Origin of the sequence: Corynebacterium freiburgense (assembly GCF_030408815.1) — a bacterium.
In the GTDB taxonomy this organism is placed as follows: Bacteria; Actinomycetota; Actinomycetes; order Mycobacteriales; family Mycobacteriaceae; genus Corynebacterium; species Corynebacterium freiburgense.
In genome coordinates, this window is record NZ_CP047355.1 from 606,355 (window position 1) to 620,598 (window position 14,244).

14 protein-coding genes are annotated in these 14,244 nt (G+C 47.9%); 11 read left to right on the forward strand and 3 right to left on the reverse strand.

Features of this window, described 5'->3' with window-relative positions; translation table 11 throughout:
- Positions 1-300: 300 nt before the first annotated feature.
- The 8 genes from CFREI_RS02770 (at position 301) to CFREI_RS02805 (ending at position 9,099) form a co-directional block, all read left to right on the forward strand.
- Positions 301-1,716, forward strand: coding sequence for an HNH endonuclease signature motif containing protein (locus CFREI_RS02770; protein ID WP_027012476.1), 1,416 nt, complete (start codon positions 301-303; stop codon positions 1,714-1,716).
- A 36-nt stretch (positions 1,717-1,752) separates the two neighbouring features.
- The gene (locus CFREI_RS02775; protein WP_027012477.1) at positions 1,753-2,082 is read left to right on the forward strand and encodes a hydrogenase maturation nickel metallochaperone HypA; all 330 of its coding nucleotides are present in this window, start codon (positions 1,753-1,755) and stop codon (positions 2,080-2,082) included.
- Positions 2,083-2,096: 14 nt separating this feature from the next.
- Positions 2,097-2,819 carry a hydrogenase nickel incorporation protein HypB gene (gene hypB, locus CFREI_RS02780; RefSeq protein ID WP_027012478.1) on the forward strand — a complete coding sequence of 241 codons (723 nt, stop codon included), beginning with the start codon at positions 2,097-2,099 and terminating at the stop codon, positions 2,817-2,819.
- A 54-nt stretch (positions 2,820-2,873) separates the two neighbouring features.
- On the forward strand, positions 2,874-4,259 hold the full coding sequence (locus CFREI_RS02785) for an anaerobic C4-dicarboxylate transporter (RefSeq protein WP_027012479.1): 1,386 nt from the start codon (positions 2,874-2,876) through the stop codon (positions 4,257-4,259).
- A gap of 229 nt (positions 4,260-4,488) precedes the next feature.
- Positions 4,489-5,679 (forward strand): hydrogenase small subunit, encoded by a 1,191-nt coding sequence (locus CFREI_RS02790; RefSeq protein WP_027012480.1) that lies wholly within the window; start codon positions 4,489-4,491, stop codon positions 5,677-5,679.
- Positions 5,679-7,424: a nickel-dependent hydrogenase large subunit gene (locus tag CFREI_RS02795; protein WP_027012481.1), complete on the forward strand. Its 1,746-nt coding sequence runs from the start codon at positions 5,679-5,681 to the stop codon at positions 7,422-7,424. Before CFREI_RS02790 ends, CFREI_RS02795 begins: the two co-directional genes overlap by 1 nt.
- Positions 7,421-8,599 carry a Ni/Fe-hydrogenase, b-type cytochrome subunit gene (gene cybH, locus CFREI_RS02800; protein WP_027012482.1) on the forward strand — a complete coding sequence of 393 codons (1,179 nt, stop codon included), beginning with the start codon at positions 7,421-7,423 and terminating at the stop codon, positions 8,597-8,599. Before CFREI_RS02795 ends, cybH begins: the two co-directional genes overlap by 4 nt.
- Positions 8,596-9,099, forward strand: coding sequence for a HyaD/HybD family hydrogenase maturation endopeptidase (locus CFREI_RS02805; RefSeq protein ID WP_035111976.1), 504 nt, complete (start codon positions 8,596-8,598; stop codon positions 9,097-9,099). The genes cybH and CFREI_RS02805 overlap by 4 nt, the downstream gene beginning before the upstream one ends.
- Here CFREI_RS02805 and CFREI_RS02810 read toward each other — a convergent pair.
- Positions 9,065-9,391 carry a hydrogenase maturation nickel metallochaperone HypA/HybF gene (locus tag CFREI_RS02810; RefSeq protein WP_027012484.1) on the reverse strand — a complete coding sequence of 109 codons (327 nt, stop codon included), beginning with the start codon at positions 9,389-9,391 and terminating at the stop codon, positions 9,065-9,067. The genes CFREI_RS02805 and CFREI_RS02810 overlap by 35 nt on opposite strands.
- A 25-nt stretch (positions 9,392-9,416) precedes the next feature.
- Here CFREI_RS02810 and CFREI_RS02815 point away from each other — a divergent pair, with 25 nt between their 5' ends.
- Genes CFREI_RS02815 through CFREI_RS02825 form a run of 3 tightly spaced genes read left to right on the forward strand, consistent with a single transcriptional unit; the run spans position 9,417 to position 11,850 of the window.
- Complete coding sequence (locus tag CFREI_RS02815) at positions 9,417-10,448, forward strand: nickel-dependent hydrogenase large subunit (protein ID WP_027012485.1); 1,032 nt, start codon at positions 9,417-9,419, stop codon at positions 10,446-10,448.
- Entirely contained in the window at positions 10,439-10,675 is a 237-nt protein-coding gene (locus CFREI_RS02820; RefSeq protein WP_027012486.1) for a HypC/HybG/HupF family hydrogenase formation chaperone, read from the forward strand. The genes CFREI_RS02815 and CFREI_RS02820 overlap by 10 nt, the downstream gene beginning before the upstream one ends.
- 56 nt (positions 10,676-10,731) lie before the next feature.
- Positions 10,732-11,850, forward strand: coding sequence for an ATP-binding protein (locus CFREI_RS02825; RefSeq protein WP_027012487.1), 1,119 nt, complete (start codon positions 10,732-10,734; stop codon positions 11,848-11,850).
- A 122-nt stretch (positions 11,851-11,972) separates the two neighbouring features.
- Here the strand turns inward: CFREI_RS02825 and CFREI_RS02830 are convergent, their stop codons facing one another.
- Both CFREI_RS02830 and CFREI_RS02835 read right to left on the reverse strand, forming a co-directional pair.
- Positions 11,973-12,875 (reverse strand): anaerobic C4-dicarboxylate transporter family protein, encoded by a 903-nt coding sequence (locus tag CFREI_RS02830; protein ID WP_169719148.1) that lies wholly within the window; start codon positions 12,873-12,875, stop codon positions 11,973-11,975.
- 223 nt (positions 12,876-13,098) lie between these two features.
- The gene (locus tag CFREI_RS02835; RefSeq protein WP_027012489.1) at positions 13,099-14,181 is read right to left on the reverse strand and encodes an anaerobic C4-dicarboxylate transporter family protein; all 1,083 of its coding nucleotides are present in this window, start codon (positions 14,179-14,181) and stop codon (positions 13,099-13,101) included.
- Positions 14,182-14,244 lie beyond the last annotated feature (63 nt).

Below are 14,244 nucleotides of genomic sequence, written 5' to 3' on the forward strand. Positions count from 1 at the left end.
TATCACCTTAATATATTTGCCGGTCGCAAATCCGCTAAGCATCAATTTTGGACCCCTATATAGAAAACATTGAGTAGATGGCATTCTAGCGTGTAATTTCGCATAGTTCTGCATTATGTCCACCATGAAAATATATGGCTAAATTTTGTTTTGTTCAATTGGTTGGCATGTTGTTTTCCCTGGTGACGGCGCTTTGTGGGGGTAGTGGAATCAGTTGTTTGAAATAGGTCTTGAGCTGCGGAAATGCTAGAATTTCTTTTGGTGGCGGGGTAGTATCAAAGTAGATCAAAAAGGAGGTGCATGGAAACAATGCTTCGGCGGGGTTCGCGGGGAAAATCTGAGGAAATTGGTTTCCTTATGCACCATCCAGAAAATCCACTCGGTGCTCATGAAATTGCGCAAAATCAACGTTTTCTGCGCACGTATTTATCGGCAACTGTTGGCATAGACTTTGAAAATGAAAATATTGAGGAAATTGTAAAAGACTTTGCCGCAATGAGTGGGCAATATTCTGAAATGCGGATGGAGAATGTCCTCGGCGGCTGCTATCTATTGCATCATTATTTGCCTAAACTCAAACAACTAGCATTAGACCTCGGTCATATTAACTATGAAATGCTGCGCACAATTTGGATGGGTTTGGTGGCCGCGCCTTGCTTAGGGCAACCGAGTGCGTTGTGGGATCGCATTGATAATTTCTTGGTCAATCAACTCAGCCCAAGCAAACCCAGGCAGGCATTGCCAACTTGGCAGCATATTCGCCAAGCATTGCGTGATGAACTCGTCCGTTTGGGTCTTTATGAGGATCTTGAAGTGCAAGATGCCGAAGTTGACCGCATAATTGAACCTAATTTCGGTGTGGAATTATTAAAGTCCACGCAGCCGGGGGCTTCTACTATTATGGTCACCCTGCCTAGTGACGCCGCCTATATGGTCAAAGAAAACCTTGAAGTTGCAGCAAAAAACCAGGGGATCCGCCAAGATGAGGTAATTACCAGTCAGCTGTGCGGAAATGGAACCACAACCCTTAATCACACCGTTCATATTTTCGGTATATGTGAACTAGAGCCAGACCAAGACGCTGAACTTGTCTATGCACAAGGCATTGGCCGCCTTACAAAAACCCAGCAACAACGCCTATCACAGAAATACCGCTACCATAACGCGACGTCGATAGCCGCAATTAGCCGTGATGTGCATGACCCAACGCCTGCGCAACGCATGCTTGTAATGCTCCGCGACGGAACATGCCGCTTCCCAGGGTGCCATATCGACGCGCGCTATTGCGATATCGACCATATTGTTAATCACGAGCAGGGTGGCTGGACCACACTTTCAAATTTGCAGTCACTCTGCCGGCACCACCACAACTATAAAACTGATCGTCATGCCCGGGCCGCCGCCGATGAATATGGTGCAATTACCTGGGAGTTCAATACTGGCCGCATAGTAACAACCCTGCCAACCGGGCCACTGGCTGGAAAAATCACCGGTACCCCGGAAGGTATAACTACCCGCCATAACAAAGCAACCGAACCGGAAGAGTATTCGTTACGTCCTCCGAAATATGATGGATTTGGAAGGTGGGGCACAACACTAAGCAAGCGAAGGAAAAAACAACGAGAACGCCACCTGCAACGCAACGGGGTACCACTCACAGCCGGAGATAAGTATGAGGATTGGCTTCCTATCCCAAGTGCCCCGCCGGAAGAGTAGCTGCGATTTTCACAGAAACTTGTTAGGTTCAAAGCTGTGCATGAAGTGGCATTAAGTACTCAACTAGCCCAAGTTGTGGCGCGTGCGGCAGCAGGCCGAACTGTCCGCCAAGTGCGGGTCGAAGTAGGAGCACTCCGCCAAGTCGTGCCAGAAACACTTGCCTATGCTTGGCGATTCGTTATTCAAGACACCCCACTTCAAACTGCACACCTTCATATAATTCCGGTTCCGCTACAACTCCAATGCGAAACCGGGCACCTCACAAATGTCACCGGTGAACTGGACTTTTCCTGCTCGCTTTGCGACGCCCCAACCCGCATTGTTTCCGGGGAAGAGTTCCGCGTCATCGACATAGATGTTGACTAAGAAAGGCACTCACCATGGGTCGGTTCCACCGCCACGACGATGGCACAGTCCACACTCACGACGACCACTCGGGATATACCACCGGCAAAGAACGTATTGCAGTACTTGAAGACATTTTTATAGAAAATGATCGATGCGCAGCAGAGAACCGCGCCGCTTTTGATAAACATAATGTCCAAGTAGTCAATATTATGAGCTCCCCAGGTGCCGGGAAAACCAGTGTTCTTCAACATGTTCTGCAAGCCGCGCAAGGAAAAATCCGCGTAGGGGTGGTCGAAGGAGATATTGAAACTTCTATTGATGCGGACCGCCTCGGAGGATATGGTGCACAAATTTCATTATTGAATACGGGGCATGGATTCGGTGGCGAATGTCATCTAGACGCTCCAATGGTGGCGCGTGCTTTAAAAGACCTGGATCTTGAAAACCTTGACCTTGTTCTTATTGAAAATGTCGGCAATCTCGTGTGTCCAGCGGAATTTGAAGTAGGAGAACACCGCAAGGCCATGATCTTCTCTGTTACCGAAGGAGAGGATAAACCACTGAAATACCCAGTGATGTTTCGCTCCGTAGAAGCAGTGGTGGTGAATAAAATCGATCTGCTTCCTTATCTTGATTTTGATATGGAACTTTTTAAAGCAAATCTAGAAAAAGTTCATCCCGGTGTGCCTGTGTTTGAAGTTTCGGCAAAAACGGGAGAAGGCATCGAATCCTGGCTTCAATGGCTATTTAAGTGATACGCTAAGCCTATATAACGCTAATTTCTTATTTCCTAGGGGAAGGTTAGCGTTATGCTGGCTTCAATTTTGGAACCAACATCAACACTTGCAATTATTTTGCAAGTAGCGGTGATTTTGTTCTGTTTACTTCGCGGAACGCACTATGGGGGTATTGGATTAGGCTTGATCTCGGGGGTTGGCCTCATCATTATGGTGTTCGTTTTCGGGCTGGAACCCGGCGAACCACCAATGTCTGTAATGCTCACCATTATTGCGGTCATTGGTTGCGCATCTGCACTTCAACAATCCCAAGGTTTGGATGTAATGATGCAATTCGCGGAAAAACTTCTGCGGAAAAAACCAGAAATGATAACCATAATGGCGCCGCTTACTACCTGGACACTTACCGTGCTATGCGGCACTGGTCACGTTGTGTACACAATGTTTCCTATTATCGAAGACATTGCGGTGAAAAAACATATCCGGCCAGAGCGGCCCATGGCAGTAGCATCTACGGCATCGCAGATGGGAATTACGGCATCACCAGTTTCCGTTGCCACTGTGTCATTGGTTTCTATACTTGCGGAAAATGCGGGGGTCACCGGCAAAGCGTTTTCTATTCCGCAGATTCTTAGTGTGGCTTTGCCAGCGTCTCTTTGTGGCGTTGTACTTGCCGCCTTATGGTCCTTGCGCCGCGGAAAAGACCTGGATAAAGACGAACAGTTCCAAGAAAAACTAAAAGATCCCGAATTTAAAGAAGCCATTTACGGTGCTAGTGAAACTTTATTGGGGAAAGTGTTTCCGGCAAGCGCGTATCGTGCGGTTGGTGTGTTCTTTTCCGCGATTCTTATAGTGGTTATCCTTGGTGCTTTTGAGTTTCTCCGTCCTGAATTTGCTGGGGAAAACGGTGAGTTAAAACCGCTTTCAATGAACCTTGTTATCCAAATGGTTATGCTTGCAGCCGGCGCCATAATCTTGGTGTTTTGCGGGGCAGACAATAGTAAAATTGCGTCGACAACCGTGTTTAAAGCCGGTATGACAGCGGTGTTTTCGGTATTTGGTGTGGCCTGGATGGCAGACACCTTCTTTCAAACGCATGTTTTAGCGTTGGAGAGTAGCCTCGGTGAAGTTATTGAGCAAGCTCCGTGGGCATATGCAATCGTATTGTTTGTGGTGTCCAAACTGGTGAATTCCCAGGCGGCGGCGCTGGTAGCAATTGCTCCTATTGGTTTGCAATTAGGGGTAGCCCCTGAAGTGCTCGTTGGTTTCTATGGAGCGGCCTACGGCTACTTTATTTTGCCAACCTATCCTTCGGATTTGGCGTGTATTGGCTTTGACCGCACGGGCACTACTCGCATTGGCCGGTTTATTATTAATCACTCGTTTATTATTCCGGGTTTGATTGGGGTGGTTACCTCATGTGTGGTTGGTAGTGTATTGGCCCAACTGCTGCTTTGATTTCCTGTGTAAAGGGGTGCTTTGGGGGTAAGTTTCCCCTGTGAGATTTCTTGCATTGTGGTAACTAAGGGTTCCCTGACCTGCGGGGATGTATAAGCGATTCCCGCAGTTCGGGGCGATGAATTACGGATTTTTGCCGAGCGTGAGCCGACAGTTCTGGGTGGCTGAACTGTCCTGGGGGCGATAGTCTGCAAACATACGCATGTACCGAATAAAAAGGATGGATCTCATGGATTTCGGCGCTAGTTGGCAGGGTTCTTCCTTGCGCGAAAACCTTGAGCGGCGGGGGGTTTCACGCCGCGATTTTATGAAGCTTTGTGGCGGACTTGCCGCATTATTTGCGTACGGTGCTCCAGAGATCCCGCAAGCCCATGCAGAAGAACTGGAAACTCAAGCCCAAGAGATTGCCGATAAGCTCGGGGCCGTCGAAAAGCCAAATGTAGCGTGGCTGCAGCTGCAGGAGTGCACGGGCTGTATGGAATCGGTACTACGTTCGGGTGGGACCACTGTTGAGGACCTAGTTTTAGGCATGCTCAGCATGAATTACAACGAGCTGGTCATGGCGGCTTCGGGTGAGGCTGCGGAGAAAGCGCTGCATGATCTTAATGAGCAGCCCCACATTTTGGTGGTGAATGGTTCGGTCCCCGTCGAGGAAAACGGTGTGTACTGTATGATCGGCGGGCATTCAGCAGAGCAGGTGCTTCTTGACGCCGCGAAAAATGCCACCGTTATTTTGGCTGTGGGTGCGTGCGCGGTGTATGGATCGGTACAGGCTGCACGTCCAAATCCAACCGGTGCGGTAGGTGTAGACGAAATTATTAAAGATAAGCCAGTAATTAATGTGTCTGGCTGCCCGCCAATTGGTGAAGTTATTACCGCAACCATTACGTATGTGCTTACTCATGGCACCGCACCGAAAGTAGATGCGGAAGGGCGGCCATTATTTGCCTACGATCAGCGTATCCATGATTCGTGTCCGCGTCGTGCACATTTTGACGCCGGGCAATTTGTTCGTTCCTTTGATGATGCGGGCGCTCGCAATGGTTGGTGCCTCTATGAAGTTGGTTGTAAAGGTCCTTCGACCTTTAGCCCGTGCCCTATTATTCAATGGAATTTAAAGTCCGGTTGGCCGATTGGCGCTGGACACCCATGTATTGGCTGCACAGAAAAAGACTTCTTTGATAAGTTCACCCCGTTCTATTCCACGCTGCCTGATGTGGTTGGCGTGGGTATTGAATCCAGCGTGGAAAAACTCGGTTGGGGCATGATCGGTGCGGCGGCAGCCGGTGCGGCAGTGCACGCCGGTATTACAGCGGTTCGAAAGTCTCGTCACCGGGAAGACGAAGAATTATTAGCGGCGTTTGGTGAACCAGTGCACTTGCCTATGCCAACAATGCCTGGAAAGGAAAACGATCAGTAATGGCTGAACGTGTTGTTATTGACCCTTTGACTCGTATTGAAGGGCATCTGCGCATCGAGCTTGAACGAGAAGGCGACAAGATTGTGCAGGCGTGGAGTGAAACCACGCAATTCCGCGGCATTGAAACCATTGTGAAGGATCGTGATCCGCGGGACGTATGGGCATTTGTTGGTCGCATTTGTGGTGTGTGCACCGGAACGCATTCAGTTGCTTCGATTACCGCAGTTGAGGATGCCATTGGCTCGAACCCACCACCGCAAGCACAATTAATTCGTGACCTTGTTATGGCTAGCCAAGAAATCCATGACCATGTTGTGCATTTCTATCACCTTCACGCCTTGGATTGGGTAAATGTGGTTTCTGCTGCAGAAGCAGACCCAGCAAAAGCGGTGGAATTTGCTAAGTCTATTGGCTCGAAGTGGACTGGAAATTCAGAGGAAAAATTCGCCAAGGTAAAGGAAACCCTGCAGGGGGTTCTGGAATCCGGGCAGCTTTCTATTTTTACCGGAGGATATTGGGATCACCCGGATTATAGGCTTCCCCCAGAAGCGAATTTGATGGCGGTGTCACACTATCTTGATGCATTGGAGTTCCAACGGTCGATTATTCGGGTAAATACTGTTTTTGGTGGTAAAAATCCGCACCCGAATTTCCTTGTTGGTGGTATGGCGTGCTCAATTGACCCGAATAAATCAGAAACCGTTAACCAAGTGCAATTAGATCAAATTGGTGCTTGGGTGAAGGAAATCTCGGATTTTGTGGAGCATTGTTATTATCCAGATGCCGTAGCGATTATGTCGGTGTATAAGGATTACTTTGATATTGGGGCATCTTCCCCGAACTTCCTAGCGGTGGGCATGTCTGGGACGCGGTTCCAGGGGGACGTCAATAAACAAGCGGTGTCGAATACAAACCCCAAAGTAAAACCAGGCGTAATTCTGGACGGCGACTATACCAAAGTGCACCCCTTGGAAGTTGGCATGATCCGTGAATATATTTCCTCGGCATGGTACACATACAAAGACGGTGATTCCGCAGGTGTTGCGCCTGCGGTTGGGGAAACAACAGTAAAATACACCGGGCCAAAACCGCCATATACGTGGCTAGCTGATAGCGATAAATATACCTGGTCCAAAGCACCGCGGTACGACGGCCGCCCAACCCAGGTTGGTCCGATTGCCCGAGTGCTCTCCGCATATATTCAAGGCGAAGAACTCACCAAAAAATTGGTTGATGAAGCAGCCAAGAAACTCGATATTAAAGTCGAGCAATTGAATTCTACTGGTGGCCGTACCTTTGCCAGGGCGGTCGAGGCAGTGACTACAGCCCATCATCTCAGTGATGATTTGCTTCCAAAATTTATTGATGGGTTAACCCGTGGTGACTATAATGTTTTCGACCCAACAAAATGGGAACCTTCATCCTGGCCAAAGAAAGCCGATGGGTTTGCCCTCCAAGAAGTAGCCCGAGGTTGCCTTGGGCACTGGGTCAGTATAGAAAAAGGCAAGGTCACAAATTATCAGGCAGTGGTTCCTACCACATGGCTCGCTGGCGGCCGTGACCCCGAAGGCAATATGGGGCCGTATGAAGAATCCCTTGCGGGGAATAAAAGACATCCTCTCATTGACCCTAAACAACCATTGGAAGCGTTACGTACCATTCACTCCTTTGATCCATGTATGTCCTGTGCTGTGCACATCATGGATGAAAACGGCAATATGCAAGTGCAGGTGATTACGCCATGAGCACCCGAGTGATTCGTGTGGCAACCAGCTATCCGGTGCGAAAACTAAGCCCCGGACGACTTCTAGCGATGGCGGCAGTATCCCCAGAAGGCTCCAAAGACCCAGTAGATTTGGCGCTGGATGCCTCACTGAAGGTGAACCGCCCAGATATTGTCCCAACGTTTACTTCAGAATTCAGCCCCGCAAGCCCAAAGCGCAAATACTCCTTAGCCAAAGTAGATTTACCGCAAGTAGGCAATGTAATGGTTATGCGCGGTGATTTTAATGCCGTAATGGCATCCGCCAAAATGACCCGCGAAGAGCGCGCGCTTATTACCCGAAACGCGGAAATCCAAGATAAAGCAGGCCGTAGATGTCTGGCAGTGGCAAGTGCACCAGTAGGCTCAGATGGCACCATAGGCGAATACCGCATGGAAGGTTTTGTGGCGCTTTCCTTGGAGCACCCACAGGAACTTGCCTCAAATGTGGCAGCTAATCCGAATGAATGGGTACGCGTAAACATTTGGTCCGCAACATTGCGTTTTCAGCACTGGGCCAATATGGCACTTATTGTGCTTATGAGCACATCCGGCTATTACATTATGCGGCCGTTTTTTGGGCCTGCCGCAGAAACCGGACCAGATGTTGGGTATTTAATGGGTTGGATCAGGCTTATCCATTATGTGTCCGCATTCTTGTGGTTAGGGCTTGGATTTTCCCGCTTGATCTTGAGTTTTACAGCTAAAGACAGGCAGCTACGTTGGCGTTCACTGTGGCCATTGAACTCCAAAGAAGACGTAAAAAACCTGTGGGGAACTATGCAGTACTATATGTTCCTGCGCAAACACGGACCGCTCTATTTGGCACATAATCCTTTGCAGCAGCTTTCCTATACTGGAATCTATGCAATGTGTTTTATCCAAATGTGGACCGGGCTTATGTTGTATGGGCTTTACCACCAGGACAATTGGTTTTGGATTCTTATGGCCTATCCGGTGCACTGGTTTGGTATTCCGGTAATTCGATTAATCCACGCGCTTATTATGTTTGTTTTGTGGGCGTTTGTGGTGCTTCATGTGTATTTGGCTATTCGTGCAGATGCCCTGGAACGCCACGGTGGTGTGTCATCTATGTTTAATGGTGGCGTATGGTTGCGTCGCGGAGCCCGACCAGTAGATGCACCGGAGATCGGATGATTGTACTCGGTATTGGCAACCCAATTATGGGTGATGATGGCATAGGACTTGCCATTATGCGTCGGCTTCGAGCTGAGAAAGTTGATGACCTTGATTGGGTTCCTAGCCGCCATAGCACAGCTGCCGAAGACACTGTCGAATATATCGATGGTGGGACAAATGGTATGGAATTATTGCCAATAGTTCAAGACGCCGAGGATTTAATCGTCCTCGACGCCGTGGCAGGGGACACCCCAGGGACTGTTGTAGTGCTTGAAGGGGACCAAGTTCCACGGCTTTTACAATCGAAGTTGTCTCCTCACCAGGTGGGGTTGTTAGATCTGCTCGCCACAGCAAAACTCCTTGGACATGAGCCGCGCCGGGTAGCAGTGGTTGGGATCGTACCGGAATCAGCTGAGCTTCACGTAGGGCTGAGCGAAAGCGTGATCCAAGCACTCCCGAATGCAGTTGCGGCGGTGCGGGAGCTTATGGCTCGGTGGCAAGATCCACATACTGAATAGCGAATTCCCGGCCATGGCGAAGATCTGCAGTTGGGGTGCCGCACGCTGGGCAGATAAGGGCGAAAAATTCATCTATTTCTTGCTCTTGAGCACATGCGGGGCAATATACGGTTGCGGGTATAATTTCAACAATAAGTTCGCCTTCACCAACAAGTTCCCAGGCGGCGTAGAGCGCGTCTTCAACTACGCCTGCGCGAGTGCCTATCTGCAAGGCAACACGTAAAATAGGGCGCTCTCCAGCTGTTTCTTTAGCGGCTCGCATTACGCCGGTGAGTAAACCAAGTTCATGCACCTCTTTATTATGGAAAGGCAGGAAGATGAGCACAACCTTGCGGCTCGATCACTTTCTTGACCCATTCGAAGCCCGGATCGTGGTTACAGAAAACGGCCCTAGGTTCGACCTGTCCGCATTACCTCGCTTGGATTCTATGTTGCTTGGGCGCAAGGTTATTGAGGTCCCCGATATAGTCAAACGCCTGTGCGGGATTTGTCCGGTAACGCACCACTTAGCGGGCATACGTGCCCTCGATATGCTTTTTGATGTTTCGCCGCCACCAGCAGCCCAAAACCTACGCCGCCTGCTGCATTATGGTTCCGTACTCGATGCGGTAGCCCCGAAGATTTTTTCGCATAGCCCAGACAAGGCTATAGAGTTGAAAAAGTTCGCCAAAGAAGTGCTCACTATGGCAGGGTGCCCAGGGCATTTTCCTGATGTCGCTCTTCCTGGTGGGGTGCGCCCAGCGACTATTTCAAAACTTGCAATTCCAGAGCCGATCACCGTACCAGAATTGGAATGGGATGATGCTTATTCGGGGCTTTCGCTCCGCCTGGAAACCGAAGATAAGTTTGATCCACTAGGTTCCAAGTTAAGTACCGGGGCCCCTATTGAACAGTGGCCTGAGTTGGTCATGGAAAAGCACCGCGGTGAGCCCGCACCACAACCCACCTACCAAGGCGAGCCCTACCGGGTGGGGCCGCTAGCACAATTCGGCGATATGCATCCCATAGCCGCGCAAGCTCACCAAATCAACCATGCGCTCGACCAAATAAAGGTGCTATTAGCCGCGGATTATAGTGGCCCTTGGGAAACGCCTGGAACACTGTGCGATGGCACCGGCGTGGGGCTTATCGACGGCCCCCGTGGGATCCTCGCCCATGTTTATACTGCGGTTGATGGTGTGCTTACGGCCTGCCAAATCCTCACCCCAACTGCGCAAAATGAACCTTGGCTTGCGGAAATGCTATTGCGTTTCGATCCAGAAGCCGCAATCCGTGCAGCCGATCCGTGTTTGCCGTGTAGTTCCGCGCCAGAAGGCCAAATGAATGTAAGGACCGTGGAATGTGCCTAGGAATCCCCGCTAAAATACTCGAAATTACAGACGGACCGCTGCCCTCCGCAAGGCTCGATATTGCTGGGCAAGAACGCACCTGTTGCTTGGCTTATTTACCAGAAGCCCAAGTGGGTGACTATGTGCTCATTCAGAACGGCTTTGCGATGTCTATTATGGATACAGCATCTGCATTAGAATCATTGGCCACTATTGAAGAGTTCAATTTAATTCAGAGAGATCTATAAGTTCTAAGCCTTGGGTGGAGTTCTATAAGATCTACTCCATTGCGAAAGGAGTTGGAATGGCCCAACGAAATCCCTTCCGCCCAAGCTTCGGGGTTTCCCCACTATATTTAGCTGGCCGCCAAGAATCGCTCCGAGATTTTCAAATCGGACTCGTCGAAGGCATAGGTAGCCCTTACCGGGCAATGCTCGTCTCTGGTAGTCGTGGGATTGGGAAAACTGTCTTTCTGAATGAGGTAGAAGATGCTGCCCGCCAAGCTGGGTGGGTAGTACTTCGTGCCTACCCCGACAACCACCTTATAGAGCAGCTTATTCAATCGACGATTCCTGAGGCATTGACTGCTCTTGGAGAGGATCAAACGACCCGCACAATCACTGGTGCATCAATCGCCGGAATCGGTTCAGTTTCTACGTCTGTAGAAACCGGGCAAAAGCCCGTACCTACACTTATTTCCAAATTCCGAGAGCTGGCCAGCCTGGTAGGGCAACACGAAGCCGGAGTGCTTATTACCGTAGACGAAGTGCAGAGTGTTGAGCCCGAACTTATGCACCAGCTAGCAACTGCGGTCCAAGACTTAATCCGTGATGAATACGATATTGCATTTGTAGCCGCAGGGCTGCCTCTAGGGATCAATAATCTACTCCAGCATGATGGCACTACGTTTCTACGTCGCGCAGAGCGAGTAGAGCTGCTACCAGTAACTCACGAAGAAGCCCGACATGTAATAGTCCAAACAGTCATTGATAGCGGAAAGGAGATTACCGAAGAAGCAGCCGAAGCAGCTGCAAGCATTTCCCAAGGCTATCCATATCTCATTCAGCTTGTGGGGTCACTGATTTGGACATATGCCAGCCTGGAACAGCGAGACGAGATCACGCTTCACGATGTACGGCAAGCCCACCCACAGATTATTAAACGCATGGGCACGCAAGTACACCGCCCTGCTCTTGCCGGTGTCCCCGATAGTGAAGTCAATATGCTGAAAGCGATGGCAAACCTTATGGAAGGAAATGATCCCGTACCAACCGGTGCACTTGCTAAAGCACTCGGGGTAAAACCCAACGCCCTATCAGTACGCCGCGCAAACCTTTTAGCACGGGAACTTATTGTGGTCCCAAAATATGGGTACCTTGGTTTTACTTTGCCTTATATGCGTGAGTACCTACTTGACGCTTAGCAGTGTAGTGCAAACCGTGACCATATAGGTCATAAAGTATAAGACAATACTGCCAGCTGGAATACGTAGTCACGGTGAAAAATATTTTAGTTTGGTTTGAATATGCGAAAACTGGTGAAAGATTAAGCCCCATTGATAAAGTAATCCAGTATCGTATATAACGAGCTACGATCAAAAAGAAAGAAATCCAGCAATTTGCGAAAATCTTTTTGAAAAAAAGTATCAGCGATAAACTCGACGATCAAAATGAAAAAACAGTAACATATAATTTTTGCATATAGTAAAAAGTTTAATTCTTTATTATCCACCAAAAATGAGTATAGATTACCCTTTCTCGAGAAAAGAGTTAGCAAAGCAGCTGTAACTGTTAGCACGCTAGCGGAAACTAATAAGCAGTTTCTAAAAGCGTATTGATTCGCGATAGGCACATATGGTGCCCATATTATGCTACTCAACGCTAAAACAGTTCCGCCAATATAAACCGATAATAGCAGTTTATTGCGGGCGCTCTTGCGTTCATATTCATAGAAAGAAGCAAAGTTTAATGGTTTTTCGATGTGGCTAAATAATGGCTTGAAAATAAAACCTGATTCTGATTGGGGGATAAATTTATTGAAAACCAAGGCGGTAAGCAAAGTAAAATACGTGGCTATAATAAACCAGTTTAGTAGCGTAACTGTCCGAAAAGCTGCGTTGTCATTTGTTAATACAATTGGTGCAAAGATTAAAGCCAGTGGAGATAGTGGTGAGAGGTAAGCGCCAAGTTGTGTGGCGACATTTAGTCTTTTTACCTGGTATTTTAAGATGTCCGGCCCTAGTTGTTTACTGGAGTTTTTATGTATTAAGGGGAGTGTAGAATGCATGAGGTAACCATTACCGGTCAGAAAAGTCACAGCAAAAGTATATAGCGCTTGTAAAGTTCGTGATGTTTGTATGGTGGCGAATTTCCTAAGGAAAACTTGGCGCGTCATCGTCATTGTGCCAGAATTAATAAGCGCTATATTAATGCTCCAAAACGCAGTCATTAATGCTATGGTAATTGCTGTCGAGGACTCAAAACTCCATTTAGGGATCACATAATATGGGAGTATGATAATGAAGCTACACGTTAGGCAGCCAATGCTGATTCCATAGCGTCTCCAAACTATTAGAACGATTAGTGTGGTAACTGCAAAAAGAAGCAAATTCATGTATTTACCTTTAAAAAATCTAGCTTAATTAAAAATTGTTAATTCACAAACTTAAACTTTAAAGGGATGCTAGCCATTCCCCTAAGATTCCTGGTAATAAGAAAAACCATATTAGGGGCCCAAGTGGTGTGACAAATGATGCGTATAGAACACTATGCAGTGACTCATAAATGCTATCGAAGTTTTTAACTATGATGGCATTGGGCACCGTTGTAAACGCTAGTGTTCCAAAAAATGAAGATAAACCTAATTTTGCCACGGGAGATTTATGCAAACTGGTAACAGATACTTGGCTTACTAATCCAAGTAGCAATGTGAGTGCAAGTGTAGCCAGAGTTGCTGCAGTAAGTGGTGTAATTGTTGTATTGTAAACTGTGATCGGATTCAAATAAGCTTGTATTGTTATGGTTAACGTCGCTATCGTCCCAAAACAATAGGTAATTAGAACCCAATTAGCATTCTTTGACCTATATCGTTGATCGCTGGTTCTATGACTTAAGGGATTAGTTTCAAGGTGTATAAATATAGGATCGAGGACAACCATTGGTTCATTAACTCTGGGTTTTATTTCGGCCAGAGAAAACATTATTGTAAAAAATATAATTGTGCCGCAAAAGGCGAGATACATGCTTGGTAGGAATGGACGTTCACTTGCTAGGATGGTCGATACTAGGCTTAGCGGAAGAATTGACATCGGTGATGTAAGGGCGCCAGCTTGGGCTGGAAGACTGAGGGCATAAAATTTATTAGCTAAGTCGGGTTTCTGAAGTGGCTGATTGTATATCTGGTAAATCGATGGGAATGCGGAATACACAAGGTATCCATTACCGGTGAATGTGGTGATGAGATACAAGTAGGCCATGGCAAAGAAGACGTGCTTCTCGGGGGCTGGGAATTTTCGAATTAGGTGATAGTGGGCGACTTCTATTGCGCCTGATCGCACCAAAATTGCATTAAGAATAGATATTGCGGCAATGTAAAGTACGAGCCAGAAAATCAGCGGATGAATATTCCATGCTTGATAATAAAAGCATATTGGTATAGTTGCAATGATGCCAACTATTCCGGCGGTGATGAGTCCGTATCGCTTTCCAATTAAGAAAATAAGTAATGGTGTGCCAGCAAATATAAGAAAATCCACGAATCCTCCTTTGAGGATATTAAAGCTGAAGTTAGCATCGTGGAGTAGCCCCAAAAAGCAGCT